Here is an 18,083-nt window from a genome sequence, read left to right as displayed (position 1 = left end):
TCCGGCGTCGGTACGGCGGGTTAGCCTGGAAGGGATGCCCGGGAGAGCTCCGCGCATCACCGAGGAGCTGCCATGACCGACCGCAATGACGACCTGTTCTCCGCTGCCCGCGCTGTGATCCCGGGTGGGGTGAACTCGCCGGTGCGCGCCTACGGCTCGGTGGGCGGGACGCCGCGGTTCCTCGCTTCGGCGAAGGGAGCGACCGTCACCGACGCCGCCGGCCGGGAGTACGTCGACCTGGTGGCCTCGTGGGGCCCGGCGCTGCTGGGCCACGCGCAGCCCGAGGTGGTCGCCGCCGTGCAGGACGCCGCAGCGCGGGGTCTGTCGTTCGGTGCCCCGACCGAGGGCGAGGTCGAGCTGGCCGCGCTGATCGCCGACCGGGTGCGTTTCGGCGACATCCGACCCATCGAGCGCGTGCGCCTGGTGTCCACGGGGACCGAGGCGACCATGACCGCGATCCGACTCGCCCGTGGCGCGACCGGTCGCGACCTGCTGGTGAAGTTCGCCGGGCACTACCACGGCCACTCCGACGGGCTGCTGGCCGAGGCGGGGTCGGGCGTCGCCACGCTCGCGCTGCCCGGATCCGCCGGGGTGCCGGCACCCATCGCCGCACAGACGCTCGTCATCCGCTACAACGACCCCGAGGCGCTCGACGCGGTGTTCGCCGAGCATGGCCAGCGCATCGCCGCCGTGATCGTCGAGGCGTCCGCGGCGAACATGGGGGTGGTCCCCCCGCGGCCCGGATTCAACCGCCTGATCGCCGACACCGCACACGCTCACGGCGCGCTCATGATCCTGGACGAGGTGCTGACGGGCTTCCGCGTGCACCCGGCGGGGTTCTGGGGTCTGCAGGCCGCGGCGGGCGAGGACTACCTCCCCGACATCATCACGTTCGGCAAGGTCGTGGGCGGTGGCATGCCGCTGGCCGCGCTCGGCGGTCGCGCCGAGGTCATGGACCTGCTGGCTCCGCTCGGCCCGGTGTACCAGGCGGGCACGCTGTCGGGGAACCCGCTGTCGGTCGCCGCGGGTCTGGCCACGCTGCGCCTCGCGACGCCCGAGGTCTACGCCACGGTCGACGCCGCGGCGACCCGGGTGGCGACCGCGCTCGACACCGCCCTCAGCGACGCGGGCGTGACGCACGCGGTGGCGTCGGCCGGCAACCTGTTCAGCGCCTCGTTCCGCGCCTCGATCCCGCGCGACTACGCCGAGGCGCAGGCGCAGCAGTCGTTCCGCTACTCGGCGTTCTTCCACGCCATGCGCGAGCACGGTGTCGCGCTTCCGCCGAGCGTCTTCGAGGCGTGGTTCCTCACGGCGGCGCACGGTGAGGACGAGTTGCAGCGCATCGAGGCGGCGCTGGCGTTCGCGGCCCAGGCCGCGGCAGACGCCCGGCCCTGATGTATCCGTGCCCACAACGGATCGTTGCTTTCCTGTGAGCAACTTCCAGCCAACCGGGAGCGCCGCGCTGGCAGACTAAGGGGCATGGTGACGTTGCTGCTGGACCAGACGCAACTCGAAGTCGTGCTCTCGCCCATCGAACGTGCCGCCACCTTCCACCGTGAGAACGTGCGGATCCCGCGCGACACCATCACCAAGGTGCAGCTGACAGACGACGCCTGGACCTGGCTCCGCGGTGTGCCGAACCCCGGGACCCACATTCCGACCGTGCTCGCCGCCGGCAGTTGGAAGGCCGCCGGAACCCTCGACTTCGTGCTCATCCGGCGGCGTCGCCCGAGCGTCGTGATCGACCTCGAGGGCGACCCGCAGTACAACCGGCTGATCCTCACCACGCGGCACGGCCTCGCACTCACGCAGGCGCTGCGGCTCGAGGTGTCGGACGAGCCGGCGAGCGTCGAGGAGATCGTCGCCACCGCACCGACGCCCGTGTCGAAGGGCAGCCGTCGTCCGGTCATCCGCCCGCGGCCGGCCTAGCAGCCCCACGAACGACAGACGCCCTCCCGGCCGTAGCCGGGAGGGCGTCTCGTGTCTCGGGCTCAGCCGCGGTGCTCGTCGCCGTCGGTGTGCTGCTCGCGATCGTGCCCGTCGTGATCGTGCGCGTCGCTCTGCCCGTCGTCGTGACCGGGGCCTTCGCTCTGCCCGTCGTCGAGTCCGTGGCCTTCGCGGTCACGGTCGTCGTCGCTGTGCTCGTCGCTGTTCTCGCCGTCGTGATCGCCGCTGTGCTCGCCGTCGTGCTCGTCGCTGTTCTCGCCGCTGTGCTCGCCGCTGTGCGCTTCGCTGTGCTCGTCGCTGTTCTCGCCGTCGTGCTCGTCGTCGTGCTCGCCGTCGTGCTCGTCGCTGTGCTCGGGCACCGCGTGCCCCTCGCTCTCGTGCCCCTCGCCGTCCTGCACCTCGGCGACACCGTCGTGGGGCTGGTGGTGCGGGTCGGCGGTGCCGTGGTCGTCCTGACCATCGGTCGCGGTGTCGCGCGCCAGCGGGACCGTGTCGATCACGCCGGTGGTCGCGACGCTCCAGTGGGCCCCGGCGTCGTGCGGCTCTCCCGGCGCGCCGGTCGCGGGCACGCTGTCGGCGGTGCTCAGCGGGTAGTCCCGCGGCTCGTCCTCGTAGTACGCGCGTGCGGCGGCGGAGAGCAGGGAGCTGACGGCGGCCGCGCGGGGGTCTTCGTCCTCGTCCGGGGTTTCGGCTCCGTCCGTGCCGACCGCCTCGAGCGGAGCCTCCTCGGCATCGCGGTCGCCGTGGTCGCCGTGGTCGGCCTCGTCGGTCTCGTCCGCCTCCTCGGCGTCGTCCAGCTCGGCGAAGAACTCGATGCCCGCGGGGTCTTCCTCGATGGACTCGTCATCGGCGGTGCTCACCGGCTCGTCGTCCGCCGGAACCGGATCTGCGGCGGGCTCGTCGGACGCGATCCCGGTGTCGTCCGCCGGCGCCTCATCCGCCGGGCTCTCGCTGTCGTGGGCGTCATCGACGGAATCCAGCGCGGACCCCTGATCGTCGGCGAGGGGCTCGTGGTCCGCGGGCTCGTCTACCGGAGTTCCGTCTGCCCCGGTTGCGTTCTCCGGAGTCTCGTCTGCCTCGGCTCCGTTCTCCGGGGCCTCGTCCGCCCCCTCCTCGGTCGGTGCGGAACCGGTGCTCCACGCCGAACCGCCCGTTGACTCCGCGTCGTCCGAGCCGATCGGAACATCACCCTCGGAGTCCTGCTCGTCGCTGGACACATGCTCCGGGGACGCGCTGTGGTCGTCGTCGGCGGACTCCGGCGTCGTCGCGAACAGCTGCGCGAGGCTGCGTCGGGTGGGCCGCTCGGTCGGCTCCTCCTCCTGGACCGGCGCGGTGCCGCCGAACAGGATCTCATCGAACGAGGTCGCCGTCTCCGCGCGCGACTCGGACAGGGAATCGCCATCGCCGATCCGCGCCGCGTCCTCCATCGTCACGGGACGCACGTCTTCTTCCACCGGGACGACCGCGACCGGGCCCGTGATCGCCGTGACCTCCGCCACGGTCTCGATCACGTCGGAGTCCTCCGTGTCGGCGGCGACGAGGTCTTCCGACGCGGGCTCCGCGTCGGTCGACTGCTCGTCCACGTCGTCGGCTCCCGCCGTGGCGTCCGTCGGCTCGGGCACGGTCTCGGTGGTGAGGTCGTCCGCGAGAGCGGCCGCACCACCGGCAGCCAGAGCCGATGCGGCCGCACCGGCGCCCGCTGTCGCCACGTCGGCGGAGGAATCGCTCGCCTCATGGTTCGTATCGGTCGCTGCCGTCTCGCCCGGCGCCGCCCCGCCCGCAGCGGCCGCGGTCGTGTCCGCCGCTGTGCCGAAGCGACCACCGCGCATCAGATCGATGAAGACGTCTTCCAGCGTGGGCCCGCGCTGCACGAGGGTGCTGAGGGCGATGCCGGCCTCAGCGGCCACGGCACCCACCGTGCTCGCGTCGGCTCCGCGCACGGTCAGCCCGGAGCGCAGCACCTCGATGTCGAAGCCCGCCGCCACCAGCGCCGTCGTGAGGCCGGGACGATCCACGGAATCCACGATGACAGAGCCGCCGGCCGGGTCCGCCAGGGTCTCGATGCCGCTGGACAGCACCAGCCGTCCCTTCGACAGCACCAGCACGTGGTCGGCCACCTGCTCGATCTCGCTGAGCACGTGCGACGACACCAGGACCGTGCGCCCCTCGTCCGCGAGACGGCGCATGAGCAGACGCATCCAGCGGATGCCCTCCGGGTCGAGGCCGTTCGCCGGCTCGTCGAAGACCAGGGCACCGGGGTCGCCGAGCAGCGCGTGCGCGACGCTCAGCCGCTGCCGCATGCCGAGGGAGAAGCCGCCGATGCGGGAATCGGCCTCGCTCTCCAGGCCCACGAGCGACAGGACCTCGTCGACGCGGGACAGGCGGATGCCGTTGGCCTTCGCGGCGATGGTCAGCTGCCGGCTGGCCGTGCGGCGAGGGCGGTAGACCGTCTCCTCCAGCACGGAGCCGATCGTGCGCAGCGGCTGGCGCAGCTCCGGATACGCGACGCCGCCGATCGTGGCGGTTCCCGACGTGGCACGCACCTGACCGAGCAGGATGCGGAGAGTCGTGGTCTTTCCGGCGCCGTTGGGACCGAGGAAGGCGGTCACGGCCCCGGGCTCGACGCGGGCGGAGAAGTCCGAGACGGCGGTCACCTCGTTGAAGCGCTTCGTCACATTCGTGAACTCGAGCACCTGTCCTTCAGGCATCCGGCACCTCTCGTCGCGATGAACAGTTCCCCCTATCCTGCCGGAAAACCGCCCCGGAACCCGCATTCCGTGCGGAATTCCACCCCTGGTGAGAAGGTAGCCTGGCACCCGTGACCGATACCTCTGCCGCCCCCCGTGTCCTCGTCCGCACGGAAGGAGCGCTCGGACGGCTCACCCTCAATCGCCCCGAGGCGATCAACGCGCTCGACGAGGACATGATCGCCGAGATCACCCGGGCGCTGGTGGCGTGGCGTGACGACTCCGACGTGCAGATCGTGCTGATCGACGGCGAGGGCGAGCGCGGCATGTGCGCGGGCGGCGATGTGCGCCGCCTGCACGAGCAGATCGTGTCCGGTCACCCCGAGCGGTCGGCCGAGTTCTTCCGCGCCGAGTACGCGATGAACGCGATGATCGCCGAGTACCCCAAGCCGGTCGTGGCGCTGGCCGACGGCATCACGATGGGCGGCGGCATCGGGCTCGCCGGGCACGCGGCCATCCGGATCGTCACCGAGCGGTCGAAGCTCGCGATGCCGGAGACCCGCATCGGCTTCACTCCCGACGTCGGTGGCACGTGGCTGCTCGGGCGGGCGCCGGGACGGTTCGGCGAGTACTTCGGGCTGACCGGGGCGACCATGAGCGCCGCCGACGCGGTGTACCTCGGGTTCGCCGACCACGTGGTGCCCTCCGACCGCCTCGACGCCCTGCGCGACGCGCTCGCGCACCGCGCCGACCCGACGAGCCCCAGCGAGATCGTGCTGCTGTTCGACGAGACGCCGGAGCCGTCGGCCCTCCCGGCATCGCGCGCCTGGATCGACGAGGCGTTCTCCGCGCCGACCGTGCCCGAGATCCTGGAGCGGCTGCACGCGCAGGGCACGACAGAGGCCGCAGCCGTGGCCGATCTCCTTGAGGGGCTCGCGCCGACCGGGCTGGTCGTGACGCTCGACGCCGTGCGTGAGGCGCGGGAGCTGCCGGGACTGCGCGCCGCGCTCGAGGGGGAGTACCGACGGGTGCTGTGGTTCGTCAACGAGCACCCGGACCTCGTGGAGGGCATCCGCGCGCAGCTGGTCGACAAGGACCGCAACCCGAAGTGGCAGCCGGCGACCCTCGCCGAGCTGCCGGCGGACGCGGGTGCACCGGCCCGCGACTACACGCCGCAGCCGCCGCTGTTCTGAGGGGCAGTCCGCTCGCTGACGCGGGCGGCGATCGCGCAGGCTTCCGGCGGGCCCTTCTTCGTCACCGTGCAGAAAAGTGCTGATCGCACGGGATGCGGTTCGCTGTGAGCGAAGGTCCGCCCCCAGGGGGATACGAATGTCCCCGCTTCGTGGCACGCTGTCCTATGGCCGGTCGTCGGTCGGCATCCGTCTGCCGGGAGATCCGCCGCCTCCTCCTTCCTAGAAAGTCCGCCTGTGCTGGGAAAAATCCTCCTCCGCTATCTGTCCCGATATAAGTGGCTCCTCGTGGCCGTGCTGGTCTTCCAGTTCGCCAGCGCGGCTGCCACCCTCTACCTGCCCCGCCTCAACGCCGACATCATCGACAAGGGCGTCGCGCAGGGCGACACCGCCTACATCTGGCGCACCGGTCTGTTCATGCTCGCGGTCTCCCTGGGCCAGATCGTCGCCTCCGTGATCGCGACCTTCTTCGCCGCGCGCGCGGCGATGGGCGCGGGTCGCGACATCCGTGCCGACGTGTTCGGCAAGGTCAGCGGCTTCTCCGAGCGCGAGGTGTCGCAGTTCGGCGCCGGCTCCCTCATCACGCGCAACACCAACGACGTGCAGCAGGTGCAGATGCTGGCGATGATGGGCGCGACCATGCTCGTCACCGCGCCGCTGCTCGCGATCGGCGGCATCATCTTCGCCGTGCAGACCAACGCCGGGCTCAGCTGGCTCATCGCCGTGTCGGTCCCCGTGCTCCTGCTCCTGGCCGCGCTCGTGATCGGCCGCATGGTGCCGCTGTTCCGCAGCTACCAGGGCAAGCTCGACAACGTCAACCGCATCATGCGCGAGCAGCTCACCGGCGTGCGCGTCGTCCGCGCGTTCGTGCGCGAGCGCATCGAAGAGGAGCGCTTCCGCGGAGCCAACACCGACATCATGGTCGTCGGCCGCAAGGTCGGCTCGCTGTTCGTGCTGCTGTTCCCGCTGTTCATGCTCATCCTCAACGTGACCGTGGTCGCCGTGATCTGGTTCGGCGGCATCGAGGTCAACAACGGCACCGTGCAGGTGGGCACGCTGTTCGCCTTCATGCAGTACATCGGCCAGATCATGGGCGGCGTCATCATGGCCAGCTTCATGGCGATGATGATCCCGCGCGCCGCCGTCTCGGCCGAGCGCATCGGCGAGGTGCTCAACACCGAGTCGACCATGACGCGCCCCGCGAACGGCGTCACCGAGTTCCCGACGCCGGGTGCGGTCGCGTTCGACGACGTCGCCTTCACCTACCCGGGCGCCGACGCGCCCGTGCTGACCGGCATCAGCTTCGCGGCGCAGCCGGGTGAGACGGTCGCGATCGTGGGTTCCACGGGTGCGGGCAAGACCACGCTGGTCTCTCTCATCCCGCGTCTGTTCGACGTCTCGAGCGGCTCGGTGCACGTGGGCGGCACCGACGTGCGCGAGGCCGACGTGGAGGCGCTGTGGGACAGCATCGGTCTGGTGCCGCAGCGTCCGTTCCTCTTCACCGGCACCGTCGCGTCGAACCTGCGCTACGGCCGGGAGGACGCGACCGATGAGGAGCTGTGGCACGCGCTCGAGATCGCCCAGGGGCGTGACTTCGTGGAGGAGATGCCCGACGGGCTCGAGTCCCGCATCGCCCAGGGCGGCACGAACGTGTCGGGCGGCCAGCGCCAGCGCCTCGCGATCGCGCGGGCCATCGTGCACCAGCCGAAGGTGCTCGTGTTCGACGACTCCTTCTCGGCGCTCGACCTGACCACGGACGCGCGACTGCGGCAGGCGCTGTGGCGCGAGCTGCCGCACGTCACGAAGATCGTGGTCGCCCAGCGTGTCTCCACCATCACCGACGCCGACCGCATCGTGGTGCTCGAGGGCGGCACGATGGTGGGCGTCGGCACGCACGAGGAGCTGCTGGAGACCAGCGGCACCTATCGAGAGATCGTCGAGTCGCAGCTGGGGGTGGACGCATGAGCGCGCAGGACGACAAGCGCACCGCCGCGCCGAAGCGCGGACGGGGGAAGGCCCCGGTGCAGACCGAGGAGCGCGAGCTCACGGCGGAAGAGCAGTACGAGGCCGAGCTCGCGGAGCAGGCACGGCAGAACGGCGGCGGCTGGGACAGCGTCGCGCCGGGCAAGGCCGACAACTTCGGCCCGAGCTTCGCCCGCATGATCGGACTGCTCAAGCCCTCGGCCGTGTGGTTCGTGTTCGTGTCGATCCTCGGAGCCCTGGGCGTCGTGCTGACGGTCGCAGCTCCCAAGGTCCTGGCCGAGGCGACCAACATCGTCTACCGCGGCTTCATCTCCATCCAGCTCGGCCAGCCGAACGGCGACTTCCCCGGGTTCCCCGCCGGAACGTCGCAGGACGTGGTGGTCGATGCGCTGCGCGGAGCGGGACAGGACGACTTCGCCAACCAGGTCGGCGCCCTCGGCGACTTCCGGGTCGGCGACGGCATCGACTTCGATGCTCTGCGCTGGGTCATCGCCGCCGTCCTCGCGATCTACGTGGTGGCCGCGTTCCTGAGCTGGCTGCAGGGATACGTGATCAACGTCATCATGGTGCGCACCATGTGGCGTCTCCGCGAGGCCGTCGAGGCGAAGATCAACCGGCTGCCGCTGTCGTACTTCGACAGGGTGCAGCGCGGCGAGCTGATCTCCCGCGTCACGAACGACATCGACAACATCACCCAGACGATGCAGCAGTCCCTCTCCGGGGCCCTGACCGCCGTGCTCACCGTGGTCGGCGTGCTGGTGATGATGTTCTCGATCTCGTGGCAGCTGGCACTGGTGGCCCTGGTCGCGCTGCCGCTCATGGGCGTGATCTTCGGCGTCATCGGCCCGCGCTCGCAGAAGGCCTTCGGCACCCAGTGGCGCAAGGTCGGCCGTCTCAACGCCCGCGTCGAGGAGGCCTTCTCCGGGCACGCGCTCGTGAAGGTGTTCGGTCGGGAGCAGGACGCGCTCGACAAGTTCAAGGCCGAGAACGAGGAGCTGTTCCAGGCGAGCTTCAAGGCGCAGTTCCTGTCGGGCATCATCATGCCCGCCATGACCTTCGTCGGCAGCCTCACCTACGTCGGCATCGCGGTGCTCGGCGGCCTCATGGTCGCGAGCGGGCAGCTGCGCCTCGGCGACGTGCAGGCGTTCATCCAGTACTCGCAGCAGTTCACGCAGCCGCTGTCGGAGCTGGGCGGCATGGCAGCGGTCGTGCAGTCCGGCACGGCGTCGGCCGAGCGGGTGTTCGACCTGCTCGACGCCGACGAGCAGGAGCCCGACGAGGCCGACGCCCCGCCGCTCGGCGACGGCAAGGGCGTGATCGAGTTCGAGAACGTGTCCTTCTCCTACACGCCGGAGCGACCGCTGATCACCGACCTGTCGTTCCGGGTGGAGCCGGGCCAGACGGTCGCGATCGTCGGGCCGACCGGCGCGGGCAAGACCACGCTGGTCAACCTGATCATGCGGTTCTACGAGCTCAGCGGCGGGCGCATCACGCTCGACGGTCAGGACATCTCGCAGATCACGCGCGACGACCTGCGCTCGCGCACCGGCATGGTGCTGCAGGACCCGTGGCTGTTCGCCGGGAGCATCCGCGAGAACATCCGCTACGGTCGCTCGACCGCGACCGACGAGGAAGTGCTCACCGCCGCCAAGGCCACGTACGTCGACCGGTTCGTGCACGCCCTCCCCGAGGGCTACGACACCGTGCTCGACGAGGATGCGTCCAACGTGTCGGCCGGTGAGCGGCAGCTGATCACAATCGCGCGCGCGTTCGTCGCCCAGCCGTCGATCCTCATCCTGGATGAGGCCACCTCGGCCGTCGACACCCGCACCGAGCTGCTGCTGCAGCACGCGATGGCCGCGCTCCGCCAGGGGCGCACGTCGTTCGTGATCGCGCACCGCCTGTCCACCATCCGCGACGCCGACCTCATCCTCGTGATGGAGCACGGCGACATCGTGGAGAAGGGCACGCACGACGAGCTCATCGCCGCGCAGGGCGCCTACTGGCGGCTTTACCAGTCGCAGTTCGAGCAGGCCGCGACCGACCTCGACGCGGAGGAGGCCCTCACGGGCTCCACGCCCGTGGTCGTCACGGGGGAGGCCGCCGACGAGACGGCACGGGAGCAGGCCGACGACGCGATCGCCGGAGCCTCGGTCGGGGCGAACGTCCCGGCCGCGGAGGCCGCGGCCGCACGAGCTCTGCTCGATGACGGCGCCGAGGGCGCGGGGCCCCGCGACTGACGCCTCGGCGGTCCCGCACCAACGACACGACGCCCCGCTCCGGATCCTCGGAGCGGGGCGTCGTCGTCTGCGCGGCCGGTGAACGGCGGCGCCTGGCTCAGTCGGTGTGGACGGTGATGCCCAGCAGATCGAGCGGGTGCGTCAGGCGCCACCAGGGACTGGGGCCCTCCACGTCTTCGCGCAGCACGAGGGCCGTGTCCGCCGTGTCGAGCGGCCCGGTGGTGGTCAGCGTGCCCACGCGGTCGTCGGCCTCTCGTCGCTCGCCCAGGTCGAACGCGGCGGTCGCGGTCGCGGCGGCACCGTTCCACAGCACGACGTCCGCGTCCTCCGCGGTGACCACATCCACCTCCTCGCCCCACATCGTGGTGACGCGACCGACCACCGTGCCCGCGGCGACGGCCGGTTCCTCCGTCTGCAGCTCCGCCTCCGCCTGACTGAACAGCGCGCGGGTGGCCGCGAGCCGCGACTCGTCGTCGGCCTGATCCAGCACTGCCGCGAACAGCCGCACGGTCGTGTCGCCCACCTCCACATCCTTCGCGGTGAGGAGGTTCCACCCGACCAGGGTCCCGGTCTTGATGCCGACGACGCCCGGATCGGCCAGCATGCCGTTGGTGTTCACGACCGTCCCCGCGCCCGGAAGCTCGACCGAGGCGGTGCCGACGATCTCCGCGAACACCGGGTTGCGCATCGCCAGCTCGCCCAGCGCGATCAGCGCCTCCGGCGTCGCGACGTTGCGCTCATCGAAACCCGACGGCGTCACCACCGTGATCCCGGTCAGACCACGCTCGCTCAGCCACTCCTCGGCCGCCCTGGCGAACTCGGAGTTCGACCCCCAGATCTCCGAGGCCAGCCGATCGATGTAGTTGTTCGCCGAGCCGAGCAGCGTGCCCTGCAACAGCTGATACTCCGTGAGCACACCGTTGACCGGGACGTCGAGCGCCGACTGATCCTGGCGTCGATAGTCCCAGTAGCGCACGCTGTCGCCGCGGGTGAAACGGAACTCCGGTCCCTGCTCACCCGGCGCGAGCGGCATCCGATCCAGCACCATCAGGCTGCTGACGACCTTCGTGATGCTCGCGATGCTCACCGCATCCGGGATCGACGCCGACGTGGTCATGCCGGCAACCCCCACGGCCGCGCTGCCCTCCGCAGGCCACGTGAGCTCGGCGGCCGTGGCGGGCGTCGTCTCGAACTGCACCGCCTCCACCGCCGGGGGCACCTCGTGCAGCGGCCACAGCAGCGTCGTGCCCGAATAGGCCAGGACGAGCCCGGCCAGCACCCCCAACGGCACCAGCAGGCCGGGGCGCGCGATGGCCGGACGCAACCGGGCCCCGCGGAACAGCCCCTCGGCGGTCTGCGCCTCCGGCTCGGCATCGAGCGAGACGGCGGGAGCGTGGGCCGCGACATCGGCCGGATCCACCCAGGTCAGCGCGGTCGCCGGGGTCGCGTCGTCCGCCCACTGCGCGGCCGTACCGGACAGGAGGGCGACCGCTGCATCGTCGTCTTCGGCCGGGGGAGCCGGCTCCGAGACCCTCGCGCGGAACGGCGGCTTGGTCAGCGGCGGCGTCGCTGCCGTGATCGTCGAGGACGCGGAGTCCGCGGCGGGCGGGGCCGACGCGACGGACGCGATCGCGGGATCAGCGGAGGGGGAGGTCTCGGCCGCGGGGCGGTCCGTGCTCCCGTCCGCGTCGCCTCCGGTGGCGACGCCGTTCGCGGAGGCATCGGTCGCGGTCGCGGTGCGCGCACGGTCGCCGAACAGCGCGCCGAGACCGGAGGTCGACACGGCGGAGGCGGCGGGAACCCGCGCCGGGGGTCGCGCGGCGTCGTCGCCCGCGTCATCGCTCCCGGTCGGTGGGGTGGTGGTCACCCGCGCCCGCGAGCGCAGCGCGGACGTGGGGGCGTCGTCGGAGGGGGCAGCAGTCGGAGCGGGGCCGTTGCCGCCGATGCCCGTCGCCTCGCCGGCGGGATCGGATGCGGTCACCCGCTTACGGTACCGAATCCGGCCGGGAATCGGCCGCGCCGGGGCGGCGACGCGCCAACCGGCGGACCGGGTAGGATCGTCAGCACAACCACGGGAGTCCGGCGAGCCGGGCTGAGAGGGAGCGAATCGCGCTTCGACCGTCGAACCTGATCTGGGTCATGCCAGCGCAGGGAGGAGTTCCTATGAGTACGTCCACGTCCACGTCCGCATCCGCGAAGACCTCGACGGCGGCCGCGCCGCGCAGCTACCTGCGCTGGCGCATCGTCGACATCGTCGTCGCCAGTGTCCTCGGTGTCGCCGCCGGCCTGATCTTCCTCGCCTGGAACGTCGGCTACCTCGGCCCCAAGGCCCTCCTCGAACCGCTGCTCCCCGGGCTGCAGGGCCTGCTCGACGGCCCCTGGCTGTTCGCGGGCGTGCTCGGCGGACTCATCATCCGCAAGGCCGGAGCCGCGATCTACGTCGAACTGCTCGCCGCCGTCGTCTCGGCGCTCATCGGCAACCAGTGGGGCGGCTTCCTCACCCTGGAGGCCGGGCTCGTGCAGGGGCTCGGCGCCGAGCTCGTCTTCCTGCTGTTCTTCTACCGTCGCTGGTCGCTGCCCGTCGCGATCCTCGCCGGTGCGGGCGCCGCGCTCGCGGGCGGCATCAACAACCTCGTGCTCTGGTACGCCGGATCCGGCCCGGCGTTCACGACGATCTACCTGCTCAGCACCGTCGTCTCCGGCGCGGTGATCGCGGGGGCGCTGTCGTGGGTTCTGGCCAGGGGCATCGCGGCGACCGGCGCGCTCGACCGGTTCGGCTCCGGCCGCGAGGCGCGCGTCCGCGTCTGATGGGGGCCGAGCAGGCCACCCCCGCCGCCGTCGAGGCCCGAGGGTGGGGGTGGCGTCACGCGAGTCGCCTCGCCTGGGCCCTGCGCGACGTGTCGTTCCGCATCGAGCCGGGCGAGCGCGTGCTCGTGCTCGGCGCATCCGGCGCGGGCAAGTCGACGCTGCTGCACGGGCTCGCCGGTGTGCTGGGCGGCGAGGAGGAGGGCGAGAGCGAGGGCCGGCTGCTCGTCGACGGCGCCGCGGCGACCGCCACCCGGGGTCGCGCGGGACTGGTGCTGCAAGACCCCGACTCGCAGGTGATCCTGGCACGCGTGGGCGACGACGTCGCCTTCGGCTGCGAGAACCTGGGCATCCCGCGCGCCGAGATCTGGCCACGCGTCACCGCCGCCCTGGAGGCCGTGGGGCTCGACGTGCCGCTCGACCACCCCACCAAGGCGCTGTCGGGCGGGCAGAAGCAGCGCCTCGCGCTCGCGGGACTCCTCGCCATGCGCCCCGGACTGCTGCTGCTCGACGAGCCCACCGCGAACCTCGACCCGCACGGGGTGGCGGAGGTGCGCGACGCGGTGTCGCGCCTGCTCGACACCCACCCCGCCACGCTCGTGGTCGTGGAGCACCGGCTCGACGTGTGGCTGCCCCTCATGACCCGCGTGATCGTGATCGGCGAGGGCGGCGTGGTCGCCGACGGCCCCCCGCACGAGGTGCTCGGGGCTCAGGGGCAGCGGCTCGCCGACGACGGGGTGTGGGTCCCCGGGTATCCGCCCGCGTTCCCGCCGCCGCCGCGCACGGCCCCCCGCGAGGTGCTGCTCTCGGCGCGCGGGCTCGCGGTCGCCCGGGTGAAGGGTCGCCCGGTCGCCACGGGCATCGACCTCGACGTCCACGCGGGAGAGGCCGTCGCGGTCACCGGGCCCAACGGCGCCGGCAAGTCGACGCTCGGCCTCACGCTCGCGGGACTCCTTCCGCCCGCGGGGGGAGCAGTGGTCGCCGCGCCCGAGCTCGCGGACGGCGCCGACCCCGCGCCCATCCGGTGGAGCTCGCGCGACCTGCTCACCCGCGTCGGCATGGTGTTCCAGGAGCCGGAGCATCAGCTGCTCGCCACGACCGTGCGCGACGAGCTCGCCGTCGGCCCCCGCGCGCTCGGCCTCCCCGAGGACGAGATCGCCGCGCGCACCGACGAGCTCCTCTCCCGCCTGCGCCTCGACCGTCTCGCGGCCGCGAACCCGTACACGCTGTCCGGCGGGGAGAAGCGGCGCCTCACGGTCGCGGCCGCGATCGCCACACGCCCCCGGGTGCTCGTGCTGGACGAGCCCACGTTCGGGCAGGACGCGCGTACGTGGGCGGAGCTGGTCGCGCTGCTCGCGGCCTTGCGCGACGAGGGGTCGGCCGTGGTCGCGATCACGCACGACCTCGACGTGGCCAGAGCCCTCCACGCCACCCGGTTCGACCTGGGCGGCATGCCGTGACCCTGCTCGACGCGAAGGCCCGCACCGGCGCGGTGGCCCGCATCAACCCGGTCGCCAAGCTCGGCGTGAGCGCGCTGATCGCCGTGCCGCTCATCCTCACGCTCGACCCGGTCTCGGCCGCGGTGGCCCTGGCGCTCGAGTTCGTGCTGTTCCTGTTCGCGGGCATCGGCTGGCGGGAGTTCTGGGTGCGCACGTGGCCGGTGTGGCTCGCGGCGCCGCTCACCGGGCTCACGATCGCGCTGTACGGCGAGACCTCCGGCACCGTGTACGTGGACTGGTTCGTGCTGCGCATCAGCGAGGGCTCGCTCGCCCTCGCCGTGGCGACGATGCTGCGCGTGCTCGCGATCGCCCTGCCGTCCGTGGTGCTGTTCGTGACCGTCGACCCCACCGACCTCGCCGACGGGCTCGGGCAGATCCTCCGCCTCCCCGCCCGGTTCGTGCTGGGTGCGCTCGCGGGCCTGCGCATGGTCGGACTGTTCCTCGACGACTGGCGGGCGCTCGAACTGGCGCGGCGCGCACGCGGGGTGGCCGACCGCGGACGCCTCCGCCGTTTCTTCGGGATGGCGTTCGCGCTGCTGGTGCTGTCGATCCGCCGCGGTGCCAAGCTCGCCACGGCCATGGAAGCGCGAGGGTTCGGAGCGCCGGGGCGCCGCACGTGGGCGCGCGAGTCGCGGTTCGGGGCGGCGGAGTGGCTGCTGCTCGCGGTCGGCGCGGCCATCTCCGGCATCGCGGTCGCGGCGGCCGTGCTCACCGGAGCCTGGAACTTCATCCTCGGTCCCGGCGCCTGAGCCTCACCCCGTTTACGCGAGGGGCGGGAGATACGTCAACGCGCCGTGGCTAGCGTGACGAACGGAGTGAGAAGCCGACTCAGCCGAAAGGACTCCGCACATGAGCACTGCACCCACCGACGGTCAGCCGATCTTCACCCGGCCGGGGGAGGCCACGGTCGCACCGCGACACGTGATCCCCGACGCCGAGTCGCTCCCGTCGACCGCGAAGCAGATCGTCGAGGACGAGACCATCCTCGACGGCAACGCCCGTCTGAACCTCGCGACGTTCGTGAGCACCTGGATGGACGACGAGGCCAAGCAGGTGTACATGGCCTCGTTCGACAAGAACATGATCGACAAGGACGAGTATCCGCAGACCGCCGCGATCGAGGACAACTGCTGGCACATGCTCGCGAACCTCTGGCATGCGCCGGATGCCGCCCGCAGCATCGGCACGTCCACCATCGGCTCGTCCGAGGCGTGCATGCTCGGCGGGCTCGCGTTCAAGCGCCGGTGGCAGCAGGCGCGTCGCGCCGCGGGGAAGGACGCCTCCTCGCCGAACCTCGTGATGTCGAGCGCCGTGCAGGTGTGCTGGGAGAAGTTCTGCAACTACTTCGACGTGGAGCCGCGCTTCGTGCCGATCAGCGAGGAGCACAAGACGCTCGACGGGCACGAGCTGGAGAAGTACGTCGACGAGAACACGATCGGGGTCGTGGCGATCATGGGCGTCACCTACACCGGCATGTACGAGCCGGTCGCGCAGATCGCGGCGGCGCTCGACGAGATCCAGAAGAACACGGGGCTCGACATCCCGATCCACGTGGACGGCGCCTCCGGGGCGATGATCGCCCCGTTCCTGCAGCCCGACCTGGAGTGGGACTTCCGCCTGGAGCGGGTGCACTCCATCAGCACCTCCGGCCACAAGTACGGGCTCGTGTACCCCGGACTCGGGTGGGTCGTGTGGCGCGACGCCCAGTGGCTGCCGGAGGACCTCGTGTTCCAGGTCAGCTACCTCGGCGGGGAGATGCCCACGTTCGCACTGAACTTCTCGCGCCCCGGCGCACAGGTGCTGCTGCAGTACTACCTGTTCCTCCGCCTCGGCTTCGAGGGGTACCGGGCGGTGCAGCAGGCGTCGCAGGACGTGGCGAAGTTCCTGTCGGCGGGCATCGCGAAGCTCGACGCGTTCGAGCTGTGGAACGACGGCAGCGACATCCCCGTGTTCGCGTGGCGGTTGAAGCAGGGGCATACCGACAACTGGACCCTGTACGACCTGCAGGATCGGTTGCGCATGCGCGGCTGGCTCGTGCCCGCCTACCCGATGCCCGCCGACCTGGAGGAGCTCACGGTGCAGCGCATCGTGGTGCGCAACGGCCTCAGCATGGACCTGGCCGCCGAACTGCTCGACGCGATCACCGCCGAGGTCGCGCACCTCGACGCCCTCACCGCGCCGATGCCGGGCGACCACCCCGACTCGGCGTTCCACCACTGAGGCGCGGGTCATGTCTGCACACGGTGCCGAACACGCCCCCCGTCCCGCCGTCACCCCGTCGACCCGCGTCTCCCGGCCCGCGGTGGCCGTGCTGGGGGTGGGGCAGCTCGCCCTGCTGACGCTCGTCGTGGTGGCGAGCCTGCGCTCCCTGCCGGCGATGGCGGTCTACGGCCTCGGGAGCATCATGCTCTACCTCATCCCGGCGATCCTGTTCCTGGTGCCCACGGCGCTGGTGGCGGCCGAGCTCGCGACCGGGTGGAAGGGCGGCGTCTACGTCTGGGTGCGCGAAGCCCTCGGCAACCGCTGGGGGTTCACCGCGGTGTGGCTCCAGTGGATCCAGAACGTGGTGTGGTTCCCCACCCAGCTCGCCTTCGTGGCGGGCGCGCTCGCGTTCGTCTTCCTGGATCCGTCGCTGTCGAGCTCGGGCTTCTTCACCGCGGTCGTGATCATCGTCTGCTACTGGGGTGCGACGCTGGTCACCCTCCGCGGCGGCGACCTGTTCGCCAAGCTCGGCTCATGGGGCGGCATCCTCGGCACGCTGCTGCCCGCCGTGCTGCTGATCGTGTTCGGCGCGGTCTGGGTGTTCAGCGGCGAGAAGAGCCAGGTCCCCCTCGAGGCGTCGGCGATGATCCCGCCGTTCACCGGGCTCGCCTCGATCGTGCTGATCGTGTCGAACGTGCTGGCCTACGCCGGTATGGAGGTGAACGCGGTGCACGTGAACCAGATGAAGGACCCCGGCCGCGGCTACCCCCGCTCGGTGTTCCTCGCGGCGGCGCTCATCCTGCTCGTGTTCATCCTGCCGACCCTCGCGATCGCGGTCGCGGTGCCGCCGAAGGAGCTCGGTCTCACGAACGGCATCATGCTCGCGTTCGGGGAGTACTTCGACCACTGGAGCATGGGCTGGGCCACCGCGGTGGTGTCGGCCCTGATCGCCGCGGGCGCCCTCGCCTCGGTCGTCACCTGGGTCGCCGGCCCGTCGAAGGGCGTGCTGGCCGCCGCGGAGACGGGGCTGCTGCCGCCGCTGCTGCAGAAGAGGAACAAGGCGGGCGTGCAGTCGGGCATCCTGATGCTGCAGGGCACGATCGTGACGGTGCTCGCGGCGATCTTCATCATCGTGCCGAACGTCAGCGCGGCCTTCGTCGCGCTGATCGACATGGCCGCCGCGCTGTACCTCGTCATGTACATGCTGATGTTCGCCTCGGCCCTCGTGCTGCGGCGGAAGGCGCCGGACGTGAAGCGCGCGTACCGGGTGAAGGGGCTGCCGCTGGTCGCCGGCGTGGGCTTCGTCGCCTGCCTGGCCGCGTTCCTCCTCGCGTTCATCCCGCCGGACGGCTTCACCGCGTTCCCGCCCGCGGCCTACCCGTGGATCGTGGGGGCGGTGATCGTGGTGCTGGGTGCTCCGCCCCTGGTGTTCTACGCGGTGCGCCGTCCGTCGTGGGACCGCCGGCCGGCGGACGGCAGCCTGCCCAGCGACGCCCACCCGGAGGCCTGAGCGCCCGGAACCGACGCCGA

At 71.6% G+C, this 18,083-nt stretch carries 12 protein-coding genes and 1 riboswitch; of the genes, 10 read left to right on the top strand and 2 right to left on the bottom strand.

Annotated features, from left to right (window positions below; all coding sequences use genetic code 11):
• The first annotated feature begins 72 nt into the window (after window positions 1–72).
• Both ACFWCH_RS03280 and ACFWCH_RS03275 read left to right on the top strand, forming a co-directional pair.
• Window positions 73–1,395, top strand: a complete 1,323-nt coding sequence (locus ACFWCH_RS03280) for a glutamate-1-semialdehyde 2,1-aminomutase (protein WP_136036603.1) — start codon at window positions 73–75, stop codon at window positions 1,393–1,395.
• Window positions 1,396–1,479: 84 nt separating this feature from the next.
• The gene (locus ACFWCH_RS03275) at window positions 1,480–1,929 is read left to right on the top strand and encodes a hypothetical protein (protein ID WP_136030722.1); all 450 of its coding nucleotides are present in this window, start codon (window positions 1,480–1,482) and stop codon (window positions 1,927–1,929) included.
• A gap of 62 nt (window positions 1,930–1,991) precedes the next feature.
• On the opposite strand, the gene ACFWCH_RS03270 is transcribed toward ACFWCH_RS03275, so the two are convergent.
• Window positions 1,992–4,655: an ATP-binding cassette domain-containing protein gene (locus ACFWCH_RS03270; protein WP_378802897.1), complete on the bottom strand. Its 2,664-nt coding sequence runs from the start codon at window positions 4,653–4,655 to the stop codon at window positions 1,992–1,994.
• Window positions 4,656–4,765: 110 nt separating this feature from the next.
• Between ACFWCH_RS03270 and ACFWCH_RS03265 the strand changes: the two genes are divergently transcribed.
• From ACFWCH_RS03265 to ACFWCH_RS03255, 3 genes are all read left to right on the top strand, one after another.
• Window positions 4,766–5,827, top strand: a complete 1,062-nt coding sequence (locus tag ACFWCH_RS03265; RefSeq protein ID WP_136045115.1) for an enoyl-CoA hydratase/isomerase family protein — start codon at window positions 4,766–4,768, stop codon at window positions 5,825–5,827.
• Window positions 5,828–6,061: 234 nt separating this feature from the next.
• On the top strand, window positions 6,062–7,789 hold the full coding sequence (locus ACFWCH_RS03260) for an ABC transporter ATP-binding protein (RefSeq protein WP_136030718.1): 1,728 nt from the start codon (window positions 6,062–6,064) through the stop codon (window positions 7,787–7,789).
• Window positions 7,786–10,047 carry an ABC transporter ATP-binding protein gene (locus ACFWCH_RS03255; RefSeq protein WP_378802896.1) on the top strand — a complete coding sequence of 754 codons (2,262 nt, stop codon included), beginning with the start codon at window positions 7,786–7,788 and terminating at the stop codon, window positions 10,045–10,047. Before ACFWCH_RS03260 ends, ACFWCH_RS03255 begins: the two co-directional genes overlap by 4 nt.
• A gap of 97 nt (window positions 10,048–10,144) precedes the next feature.
• Here ACFWCH_RS03255 and ACFWCH_RS03250 read toward each other — a convergent pair whose 3' ends face one another.
• On the bottom strand, window positions 10,145–12,028 hold the full coding sequence (locus ACFWCH_RS03250; protein WP_378802895.1) for a D-alanyl-D-alanine carboxypeptidase: 1,884 nt from the start codon (window positions 12,026–12,028) through the stop codon (window positions 10,145–10,147).
• Between the two features lie 80 nt (window positions 12,029–12,108).
• Window positions 12,109–12,218, top strand: a riboswitch (TPP riboswitch).
• Between ACFWCH_RS03250 and ACFWCH_RS03245 the strand changes: the two genes are divergently transcribed.
• From ACFWCH_RS03245 to ACFWCH_RS03225, 5 genes are all read left to right on the top strand, one after another.
• Complete coding sequence (locus tag ACFWCH_RS03245) at window positions 12,211–12,855, top strand: ECF transporter S component (protein WP_136033345.1); 645 nt, start codon at window positions 12,211–12,213, stop codon at window positions 12,853–12,855. It overlaps the preceding riboswitch by 8 nt.
• Window positions 12,855–14,312, top strand: a complete 1,458-nt coding sequence (locus tag ACFWCH_RS03240) for an ABC transporter ATP-binding protein (protein ID WP_378802894.1) — start codon at window positions 12,855–12,857, stop codon at window positions 14,310–14,312. The genes ACFWCH_RS03245 and ACFWCH_RS03240 overlap by 1 nt, the downstream gene beginning before the upstream one ends.
• The gene (locus ACFWCH_RS03235; RefSeq protein WP_206252502.1) at window positions 14,309–15,100 is read left to right on the top strand and encodes an energy-coupling factor transporter transmembrane component T; all 792 of its coding nucleotides are present in this window, start codon (window positions 14,309–14,311) and stop codon (window positions 15,098–15,100) included. Before ACFWCH_RS03240 ends, ACFWCH_RS03235 begins: the two co-directional genes overlap by 4 nt.
• 100 nt (window positions 15,101–15,200) lie before the next feature.
• Window positions 15,201–16,571, top strand: coding sequence for a glutamate decarboxylase (locus ACFWCH_RS03230; RefSeq protein WP_136033349.1), 1,371 nt, complete (start codon window positions 15,201–15,203; stop codon window positions 16,569–16,571).
• Between the two features lie 10 nt (window positions 16,572–16,581).
• Window positions 16,582–18,063, top strand: coding sequence for an amino acid permease (locus tag ACFWCH_RS03225; protein WP_206252507.1), 1,482 nt, complete (start codon window positions 16,582–16,584; stop codon window positions 18,061–18,063).
• Window positions 18,064–18,083: the final 20 nt, after the last annotated feature.

Origin of the sequence: Microbacterium sp. NPDC060132 (assembly GCF_042729675.1) — a bacterium.
Lineage (GTDB): Bacteria > Actinomycetota > Actinomycetes > Actinomycetales > Microbacteriaceae > Microbacterium > Microbacterium sufflavum.
This window is presented reverse-complemented; position numbering and strand designations above follow the sequence as displayed.

Bases quoted from the DNA above. Each gene is read 5' to 3' on its own strand.
- ACFWCH_RS03230 (WP_136033349.1), top strand. From the start codon at position 15,201: ATGAGCACTGCACCCACCGACGGTCAGCCGATCTTCACCCGGCCGGGG.
- ACFWCH_RS03245 (WP_136033345.1), top strand. From the start codon at position 12,211: ATGAGTACGTCCACGTCCACGTCCGCATCCGCGAAGACCTCGACGGCG.
- ACFWCH_RS03225 (WP_206252507.1), top strand. From the start codon at position 16,582: ATGTCTGCACACGGTGCCGAACACGCCCCCCGTCCCGCCGTCACCCCG.
- ACFWCH_RS03280 (WP_136036603.1), top strand. From the start codon at position 73: ATGACCGACCGCAATGACGACCTGTTCTCCGCTGCCCGCGCTGTGATC.
- ACFWCH_RS03240 (WP_378802894.1), top strand. From the start codon at position 12,855: ATGGGGGCCGAGCAGGCCACCCCCGCCGCCGTCGAGGCCCGAGGGTGG.
- ACFWCH_RS03255 (WP_378802896.1), top strand. From the start codon at position 7,786: ATGAGCGCGCAGGACGACAAGCGCACCGCCGCGCCGAAGCGCGGACGG.
- ACFWCH_RS03270 (WP_378802897.1), bottom strand. From the start codon at position 4,655: ATGCCTGAAGGACAGGTGCTCGAGTTCACGAATGTGACGAAGCGCTTC.
- ACFWCH_RS03275 (WP_136030722.1), top strand. From the start codon at position 1,480: ATGGTGACGTTGCTGCTGGACCAGACGCAACTCGAAGTCGTGCTCTCG.